9 protein-coding genes and 1 pseudogene are annotated in these 8525 nt (G+C 71.8%); 6 read left to right on the plus strand and 4 right to left on the minus strand.

Going from position 1 to position 8525, the window contains the following annotated elements; genetic code table 11:
- Positions 1-236 (plus strand): annotated as a pseudogene (locus ESO86_RS18685) (glycosyltransferase family 2 protein); the annotation flags it as partial.
- Between the two features lie 13 nt (positions 237-249).
- On the opposite strand, the gene ESO86_RS07230 reads toward ESO86_RS18685, so the two are convergent.
- The 3 genes from ESO86_RS07230 to ESO86_RS07240 are packed head-to-tail and all read right to left on the minus strand — an operon-like array spanning position 250 to position 4110.
- On the minus strand, positions 250-1521 hold the full coding sequence (locus ESO86_RS07230) for an O-antigen ligase family protein (RefSeq protein ID WP_242492253.1): 1272 nt from the start codon (positions 1519-1521) through the stop codon (positions 250-252).
- Entirely contained in the window at positions 1518-2882 is a 1365-nt protein-coding gene (locus tag ESO86_RS07235; RefSeq protein ID WP_129234296.1) for an O-antigen ligase family protein, read from the minus strand. Before ESO86_RS07235 ends, ESO86_RS07230 begins: the two co-directional genes overlap by 4 nt.
- Positions 2883-2931: 49 nt before the next feature.
- Positions 2932-4110 (minus strand): acyl-CoA dehydrogenase family protein, encoded by a 1179-nt coding sequence (locus ESO86_RS07240; protein ID WP_129234297.1) that lies wholly within the window; start codon positions 4108-4110, stop codon positions 2932-2934.
- A 106-nt stretch (positions 4111-4216) separates the two neighbouring features.
- Between ESO86_RS07240 and manA the strand changes: the two genes are divergently transcribed.
- Positions 4217-5461: a mannose-6-phosphate isomerase, class I gene (manA, locus tag ESO86_RS07245; RefSeq protein ID WP_129234298.1), complete on the plus strand. Its 1245-nt coding sequence runs from the start codon at positions 4217-4219 to the stop codon at positions 5459-5461.
- 41 nt (positions 5462-5502) lie between these two features.
- Here manA and ESO86_RS07250 read toward each other — a convergent pair whose 3' ends face one another.
- Positions 5503-6459, minus strand: a complete 957-nt coding sequence (locus ESO86_RS07250) for a GlxA family transcriptional regulator (protein ID WP_129234299.1) — start codon at positions 6457-6459, stop codon at positions 5503-5505.
- 98 nt (positions 6460-6557) lie between these two features.
- Between ESO86_RS07250 and ESO86_RS18690 the strand changes: the two genes are divergently transcribed.
- The 4 genes from ESO86_RS18690 to ESO86_RS07265 all read left to right on the plus strand — a co-directional run.
- A complete protein-coding gene (locus ESO86_RS18690) occupies positions 6558-6707 on the plus strand; it encodes a hypothetical protein (protein ID WP_155051933.1) in 150 nt (49 codons plus the stop codon).
- Between the two features lie 55 nt (positions 6708-6762).
- Positions 6763-7731, plus strand: coding sequence for a UDP-glucose 4-epimerase GalE (gene galE, locus ESO86_RS07255; protein WP_129234300.1), 969 nt, complete (start codon positions 6763-6765; stop codon positions 7729-7731).
- 164 nt (positions 7732-7895) lie between these two features.
- A complete protein-coding gene (locus ESO86_RS07260) occupies positions 7896-8216 on the plus strand; it encodes a WhiB family transcriptional regulator (protein WP_129234301.1) in 321 nt (106 codons plus the stop codon).
- Positions 8217-8303: 87 nt separating this feature from the next.
- On the plus strand, positions 8304-8525 hold a 222-nt coding region (locus tag ESO86_RS07265), incomplete at its 3' end, for a hypothetical protein (RefSeq protein ID WP_207207050.1).

The following is an 8525-nucleotide window of genomic DNA, read 5'->3' on the forward strand; positions in this document are numbered from 1 at the left end:
CGGTCGCGCTCGCCGAGCGGCTCCCCGGCATCGCCGAGCGCGCCCGGAGGGTCGCGCCGGAGTTCGTCGCGACCGTGACGGGCGACAAGCTCGCGCACGAGCGCGCGCGCTCGGACCTGCCCGAGGCGCGTGTCCGACGGGTCGGTCCGGTGCTGCGCGAGTGGCGGACCGGCCGGTACACCCGCTACGGGCTGGGCGCCCAGGACGTGCTGCGCGACCTCGTCCAGCCCGTCTGACCTCGGGTCCGACTCACGCGAGTCGCGCGGGCGAGGTGCCCGCCAGCGCATCCCGCCAGCTCATGTCGCGCGCGGCCTTCACCGCGCAGACGACGAGCAGCATCCAGCCGCCCTCGACGAGCGCGAAGCTCTCCGCGAAGCTCGTGACGGCGACGGCCACGAGTGCGAGCGCCGGCCACAGGTAGACGACGCTGCGTCGCGACGAGGCCAGGAGCCATGCCCGCACGAGTGCGACGCCCACGAGCCCGGCGAAGAGCAGGGCGCCGATGACCCCGACCTGGAAGTACGCATCGATGTAGGCGCTGAGCGCCGACGAGTGGGCTCGCCCGACGCCGCGCTCGACCCAGACGTAGGGCGCGGCGTCCGGCCACCGGCCGACCCACCCCCAGCCCTGCAACGGGTTCACGGCGAGGTAGCGGGAGACCTCGCGCCAGACGTCGAGGCGGACGTCGAACTCGCCGCGCGCGTCGAGCAGTTCGATGATGCGGATGCGGGTGATCCAGCCGACGACGAGCATCGCCACGGCGGAGATCAGCAGCGCGAGCTGCCAGCGCCACCGCGTCTCGGGCGAGACGCGGCGCAGGCCGAAGAGCGCGGCGAGCGCGACCAGCGTGACGCCGAGCGCGACGAGGGTCGTGGGGGAGCCTGAGAACAGGAGCAGCAGGCTCGCGAGCACGACGGACGCGATCGCGCGCCCGGGACGGACGCTCCGCGTGCGCCACTCGACGATGAACGTGATCAGGCCGATCAGCGCGACGAAGCCGAGCATGTTGCGCGAACCGAACATGCCCTGGACCGGGCCCAGCGAGGCGATGTTCCCCTGGATGCCGAGGAAGGCGATCGGCAGGTCGAGCAGGATGCCCGAGAGCACCTCGAGCGCGAGCGAGACGCCGAGCAGGACCCGCAGCACGTCGCCGAAGGCGCGCACGATCTGGATGGTGTCGCGCATGAGCGCGATATACACCCCGAGCACGCCGAAGCTGATGAGGTAGCCGACGCCGAGGACCGTGAGACCGGGCGTGTCGCTCCAGATCACGGAGGCCCCGCACCAGCCGACGAAGACGAGGATGGTCAGGGGGAGGATGCCGTACCACTCGACCGCCCGCCATCGGGCGACGAGCGAGAGACCGGCGAGCACGATGAGCGTGGCCAGGGCGGCGATGAGCCCGGGCCATCCGACGAGGGCGCGCACGGCGTGGGTCGAGAACGCCAGCCCGACGGACATGAGCGTCACCGCCTGCGCGAAGCGCGCCGAGCCGGCGAACTCGCGCAGGGCCGACCTCACCGGGGCACCTCCGGGCGCGACCAGCGCCTCGGCGAGCGGGTCGGCGGCATGGTCGGGAGCGGCTCGGGCGACCACTGCCGCTGCTTGGTCCCCCACGTGATGGCGAGGAGCAGGATCCAGCCCGACTCGATGAGCAGTCGGCTCTCGGCGAGCGACTGCCCGATCAGTGCGACCAGGACCAGCAGCGGGACGAGCGCGATCGCGGAGAATGCGACGGGGTGACCGCGGTCGTCCCTGGGCTGGTCGACCGCGAGGAACCACGACCGCCAGAGGGCGCCGACGACCATCGCGGCGAAGGCCAGGAGCCCGACGACGCCGAGCTGCATCCACACGTCGAGCCAGGCGTTGTGCGCCTGGAGGTACTCGACGCCGTTGCGGACCGCCAGCCCGTCGAAGGGCTCGACCCACGGCTGCCAGTAGCCGATATAGCCCCAGCCGACCACCGGGCGCTCTGCGGCGAGTCCGATCACCGACTCCCAGATGTCCAGGCGGCCCGTCAGGTCGTCGCTCTTGCCGAACAGGTCGAGCAGGGCGCTCCACAGCAGCCAGGCGAGTGCGACGGATGCCGCGAGCGCGGCGGCCGCGGTGACGTAGACGGTTCGGCGGCGCTCGGGGCCGACTCGGCGCGCCCACATCGCGAACCCGAACGCAGCCAGCACCAGCGCCCCGACGAGCGCGACGGTCGCGGACCGCGTGAGCAGGAGGACGGTGCCGCTCACGACCAGCCAGCCGATGCCCTGGGCGCGGCGCATGCCTCCGCTCGCGAGCAGCGCGGCGAAGAGGATCGCGGCGATCAGCGCCGCCATGCCGAGGAGGTTCCGACTGCCGACGATGCCCTCGATCGGCCCACCGTCGAAGAGCATGGCGCGCGACCAGTAGAAGGCCATGGGAAGGTCCCCGCTCGACGCGTCGAAGTCGGGGAAGTTGGGCAGCAGGGGCTCGCGCACGAACACCGCGACCCAGAACTCGAACAGCAGCGAGAGCGCGAGCACCCACTTCAGCGCGCCGCCGACCGCGCGGAGCACGCCGTGCCACCCGAGCGAGAGCGTGAGCGAGAGGGCGGCGATCGTGGTGACGAAGAGGATCGCGAGTCCGAGGGCGGTGCCGCCCGGGTAGTGCGACCAGGCGAGCGAGAGCGTCGCGATCCCGAGGAGGAAGAGGGTCGACTTCGGCGTCCGACGCCAGCTCAGGCGGGGTCGCCTGGCGACCCAGAGCCAGACGGAGCCGATCAGCACGACCGCGACGACCGCGCCGAAGCCCCACCAGCCGAGGAGGTTCCGCCAGAACTGCCCGGCGAACGCGGTGAAGAACACGAACGTGGCGAACGCGCTCTCGAGCACCGGCCGTCGTCCGTGGGTCATGCGCACAAGGGTATCGCGGCGGCCGGACCCGACCGGCCGCCGCGACGGCTCAGACGAACGCCGCTTCGCCCGTGATGGCGCGGCCGACGATCAGCGTGTTCATCTCGCGCGTGCCCTCGTAGGAGTAGAGCGCCTCGGCGTCGGCGAAGAACCGCGCGACGTCGTAGTCGAGCACGATGCCGTTGCCGCCGCACACCTCGCGGGCCCAGCCGACGGTCTCGCGCATGCGCTCGGTGGCGTACGTCTTCGCGAGGGAGGAGTGCTCGTCGCGCTGCTCGCCGCGATCCTGCATCTCGGACACCCGGACGACCATGGCGAGCGAGGCGGTGATGTTGCCGAGGCACTTCACGAGCAGGTCCTGGATGAGCTGGTGCGCCGCGATCGGCTTGCCGAACTGCACGCGCTCGGTCGCGTAGCGGACCGCGGCCTCGTAGGCGCCGATCGCGGTGCCGACCGCCGCCCAGGCGACCTCGGCGCGGGTCTGGCGCAGCACGGCCGCCGTGTCGCGGAAGGAGTTCGCGTTCTGCAGGCGCAGCGACTCGGGCACGCGGACGTCGGTGAGCGTGATGTCGGCGTTCTGCACGATCCGCAGGCTGATCTTGCCCTCGATCTTGGTGGCCTCGTAGCCGGGCGTCGAGGTGGGCACGATGAAGCCCTTGACCTGGCCGTCGGCCTCGTCCTTGGCCCAGATGACGGTGATGTCGGAGAAGGTGGCGTTGCCGATCCAGCGCTTCTCGCCGTTCAGCACCCAGTCGTCGCCCTCGCGACGCGCGGTGGTCCGCAGGCCCCGGGCCGAGTCGGAACCGGACAGGGGCTCGGTGAGGCCGAACGCGCCGACGATCTCGCCGGCGGCGAGCTTCGGGATCCACTCGCGGCGCTGCTCCTCCGACCCCGCGATCGAGATCGAGCCGGTCGCGAGTCCGTTCTGCACGCCGACGAACGTGCCGACCGACGCGTCCACCCGGGCGAGTTCCAGTGCCACGAACCCGCGGAAGACCGCGGAGTTCTCGAAGGGCTTCGTCTCGTCCCACGCGAAGGACAGCGCGCCGTGCTCCGCGAGGGGCTTCAGGACCTCCATGGGGAACTCGGCGCGCTCCCAGTGGTCGTTGACGATCGGTCGGACGTCGCGTTCGAGCCAGGCCCGGAGTGCCGCGAGCGCCTCCCGCTCGCGGTCGGTCAGCAGGGACGCGTACGAGTAGAAGTCGCTCGCGAGCGGCTCGAAGGACATGGCTGCTCCTCATTCGGCTTGGGGATGGCCCGAGCCTAGGCAGCCGTTCGGCGAGGGCCGAGTGCTTGGTAGTTTGGGGCCAAACCGCGAAAGGACCCCACTCCGCATGTTTGTCGCGATCCGCAACACGCCTCGAGACTATGCGTGGGGTTCCCACACGGCGATCGCGGAGTTCCGGGGCGTGGAGCCGAGCGGGTCACCGGAGGCGGAGCTGTGGCTCGGGGCGCACGCGGGCTCGCCCGCCGAGGTGGTCGAGGCGGATGCCGCGGGTGCGACGGATCTCGCCGAGCTGATCGCCGCGAACCCCGCGCTCGCGCTCGGACCGGAGCACGCACGGGAGGGAGCCCGGCTGCCCTTCCTGCTCAAGGTGCTCGCCGCTGCGCGACCGCTCTCGCTGCAGGCCCACCCGACGCCCGACCAGGCCCGCGTGGGCTTCGGACGCGAAGAGGCCGAGGGCGTCCCGATCGACGCCTTCGACCGCAACTACCGGGACCCGTTCGCCAAGCCCGAGCTCATCGTGGCGGTGAGCGAGTCGTTCGAGGCGCTCTCGGGGTTCCGGCCGCTCGAGGAGGTCGCCGGGGTCCTCGACGCCCTCCGTGCCGCGGACGCCGCGTCGCCCGAACCGCAGCCCGGCGCACTCGACCTGCTCGCCGCGCGGCTCGACGGACCCGATGCGCTGCGCGAGAGCGTCGTCTGGCTCCTCCAGGACGGCCGCGGGGGAGACACCGGCGAAGCGGCCTGGCTCATCGAGCGCGTGACCGCGCTCGCCGCGAGCGACGAGGCGCTCGCCTCTCCGTTCGCCGCCTCGTTCCGCACCGTGCTCGACCTCGCCGAGGAGTATCCCGGAGACCCCGGGATCGTGATCTCGCTGCTCCTGAACCGGGTGAGCCTCCGGCGCGGCGAGGCGCTGTTCCTCGACGCCGGCAACATCCACGCGTACCTCTCCGGCCTCGGCATCGAGCTGATGGCCGCGAGCGACAACGTGCTCCGGGGCGGGTTGACGCCGAAGCACATCGACGTGCCCGAGCTCATCGAGGTGCTCGACTTCGCGCCGATCGAACCGCCGCTGCTCGCGCCGATCGAGGCGGCTCCCGGCATCCTCGAGTACCGCCCGCCCGTCCCGGACTTCACGCTCTTCCGCGTCGAGGGGGCGGACGACGCGGCGCGCATCGCCCTCTCCGGCCCCGCGATCGTCCTCGCCGAGGGCGCCGGGGTCCAGGTCTCCGGCGCGAGCGGATCGATCGCCGTCGCACGCGGAGAGGCCGCGTTCGCGTCGCCCGACGAGTCGTCGCTCGGGTTCGCCGGCGAGGGCGTCGCCTGGGTGGCGACGGTGCCGCCGGCCCCGGCCTGATCACGCGGGCGATCGACGGATGCCGCGGCATCCGCTCGCCGTCAGCCGACCTGTCGCGGCCCGAACACCCGCCGATACTGCGTCGGCGTGGTCTGCAGCGTCTTCACGAAGTGGTGGCGCATGACGGCCGCGGCCCCGAAGCCCGTCTCGCGGGCGATCTCCTCCAGCGTCAGGTCGGTCTCCTCGAGCAGTTGCTGCGCGCGGAGGAGCCGCTGGCGGTTGAGCCAGGCGTTCGGCGTCGTGCCGGTCTCGGCGCGGAACTTGCGGGCGAAGGTTCGGGGTGACATGAGCGCCTTGCGGGCGAGGCGGTCGACCGTGAGGTCCTCGTCGAGGTGCTCGAGCATCCACTCGGTGACGAGGGCGAACGAGTCGCTCCTGGCGTCGACGACCGGGGTCTGGATGAACTGGGACTGCCCGCCGTCGCGCTGCGGCGGGACGACCATGCGCCGCGCCACGATGTTCGCGGCGCTCGCGCCGAGTTCGGTCCGGACGATGTGCAGCGCCGCGTCGATGCCGGCGGCGGTGCCCGCGCCGGTGACGACCTTGCCGTCCTGGACGAAGAGCACGTCGGGATCGACGACGGTGTCGGGGAACATCTCGGCCATGCGGTCGGTGTACATCCAGTGCGTGGTCGCCCGGCGGCCGTCGAGGACGCCGGCGCGGCCGAGCGTGAAGGCGCCGGAGCAGACGCTCAGCACCCAGGCGCCGCGGTCGACGGCCTCGCGGATGACCCGCAGCACCTCGGGGTGGGCGGGCTCGTCGATGAGCGAGGCGGGGACGGCGACGAGGTCGGCCGTCTCGGCGGCCTCGAGTCCCTCGTGCACGACCACGTCGAAGCCGAGCTTCGTGGAGATGGGCCCGGGTTCCGCGGCGACGACGTGGAAGTCGAACGTGGGGCCGCCCTGTTCGGACCGGTCGATGCCGAACACCTCGCAGATCACGCCGAACTCGAACGGCGCCATCTGCGGGACGGCGATGCACGCGATGGTGTGGAGCACGGATCCTCCTGGATGCCGCCACAGTGTGGCAGGAATGTGTCGATCAGTGGCGAGTCTGCCACTGTCGGCAGGATCTTGCAAGGCGCAGAATTTCTGCCATGGACATCATCGTGCTGCTGATCTTCGCCGGTCTCGCGGTGTGGGGCGTCGTCGCGACGCTCCTCCGGCTCGACTCGGACGGCTACGGCCGCCCCGAGATCCGGGACCGCGTGCGTCACGTCGACCGGGCCCCGCTGCGACGCGCCTGACGCCGGCCGCTAGCATCGTCACGACGCCGGAAGCTCCGGCGGCGGAAGGCGGGACATGAGCTGGCTGGTCACCGGGGGAGCGGGCTACATCGGAGCGCACGTCGTGCGCGCGTTCCGGGCCCGGGGCATCGACACGGTCGTCGTCGACGACCTGTCCTCCGGCCGGCGGACCTTCGTCCCCGAGGGCTCGCCGTTCGTCCACGGCTCGATCCTCGACGGCGCCCTGCTCGAGGACACGATGCAGGCGCACGACGTCCGGGGCGTCGTCCATCTCGCCGGGTTCAAGTACGCGGGGGTCTCGGTGCAACGCCCCCTCCACACGTACGAGCAGAACGTCACGGGCACCGCGCGGCTCCTCGGCGCCATGGCCGCCAGCGGCGTGGATCGCATCGTCTTCTCCTCCAGCGCCGCCGTCTACGGCACCCCCGACGTCGACCTCGTGACCGAGGACACGCCGAAGCGCCCCGAGTCGCCGTACGGGGAGTCCAAGCTGATCGGGGAGTGGCTGCTCGCCGACCAGGCGCGCGCGACCGGGCTCCGCCACACCTCGCTCCGCTACTTCAACGTCGTCGGCTCGGGCACCGACGAGGTGTTCGACCCGAGCCCGCACAACCTCTTCCCGCTCGTCTTCGACGCCCTGCTCGATGGGCGCACCCCGCGCATCAACGGCGACGACTACCCGACCCCCGACGGCACGTGCGTGCGCGACTACATCCACGTCGCCGACCTCGCCGACGCGCACGTGGCCGCAGCACGACGCCTCGACGCCTGCGAGCCGATCGAGTCGGTCTACAACCTCGGATCCGGTGACGGCGTGTCGGTGGGCGAGATCATGCGCGAGGTCGCACGGGTCACCGGCGACGACTTCACGCCCGAGGTCGGGCCCCGCCGCGAGGGCGACCCGGCGCGCATCGTCGCGTCGGGCGAGCTCGCCGCCCGCGACCTCGACTGGCGGATGCGCCACACGCTCGGCGAGATGGTCGCCAGCGCGTGGTCGGCCCGCCGCGCGGCATCCGTCGAGTGAGCCCGATCACGACTCGGACACGCGTCCAGCGTGTCGAGGTCGGTGTCAAGCCTCGACGCGGTATTGAGGGTTCTCCATTCGCGACTTGACGCCACCGAATTACACCGGTGTAATTGGTGAGACACACCCCTCGGGGATGTCGGTACAACTGGGTGGGAGACGATATGGGCAAGCCTGAATATCGTTCTGGGGTACCTGAGGATTGGTTCGTCGACCCCGTGCGGCTCGGCGTACCGGGGGTTCGCGGGGTCGCAGACGACGACAACCAACTGGCGTGGCAGACCGACGCGCTGTGCGCGCAGACGGATCCGGAGGCGTTCTTCCCCGAGAAGGGCGGTTCCACGCGCGACGCCAAACGCATCTGCACCGGCTGCGAGGTCCGTTCGGAGTGCCTCGAGTACGCGCTCGCCAACGACGAGCGGTTCGGCATCTGGGGTGGGCTCTCGGAGCGCGAGCGCCGCAAGCTCCGTCGACAGGCCGGCTGACCGTCGGATCGGGCGGGTCCGTGCGCGCTCACGGCACGCCCGCAGTGGTGACGGATGCCGCGGGGGCGGCCGCCTAGGCTGTCCCCGATGTTCCCCAGAGTCACCGCCGTCCTCGTCGTGCAGCACGGCGGCGACCGTCTTCGCGCCACGCTCGGCGCGCTGCGATCGCAGACGCGCCAGCCCGACGACCTCGCCGTCGTCCTCATGGACGCCGACGACGCCACGCGCCGGCTCGTCGAGGGCCTGCGGCCCTCGCACGTCGTCTCGCTCGGGGCGCCGCAGCCGTTCGGCGCAGCGGTCGCGGCCGTG

This window comes from Agromyces binzhouensis (assembly GCF_004135055.1).
Classification (GTDB): Bacteria; Actinomycetota; Actinomycetes; order Actinomycetales; family Microbacteriaceae; genus Agromyces; species Agromyces binzhouensis.

Excerpts from the sequence above, each read along its gene's own strand:
- ESO86_RS07260 (WP_129234301.1), top strand. The coding sequence starts at position 7,896 with ATGGGCAAGCCTGAATATCGTTCTGGGGTACCTGAGGATTGGTTCGTC.
- ESO86_RS07235 (WP_129234296.1), bottom strand. The coding sequence starts at position 2,882 with ATGACCCACGGACGACGGCCGGTGCTCGAGAGCGCGTTCGCCACGTTC.
- manA (WP_129234298.1), top strand. The coding sequence starts at position 4,217 with ATGTTTGTCGCGATCCGCAACACGCCTCGAGACTATGCGTGGGGTTCC.
- galE (WP_129234300.1), top strand. The coding sequence starts at position 6,763 with ATGAGCTGGCTGGTCACCGGGGGAGCGGGCTACATCGGAGCGCACGTC.
- ESO86_RS07240 (WP_129234297.1), bottom strand. The coding sequence starts at position 4,110 with ATGTCCTTCGAGCCGCTCGCGAGCGACTTCTACTCGTACGCGTCCCTG.
- ESO86_RS18690 (WP_155051933.1), top strand. The coding sequence starts at position 6,558 with ATGGACATCATCGTGCTGCTGATCTTCGCCGGTCTCGCGGTGTGGGGC.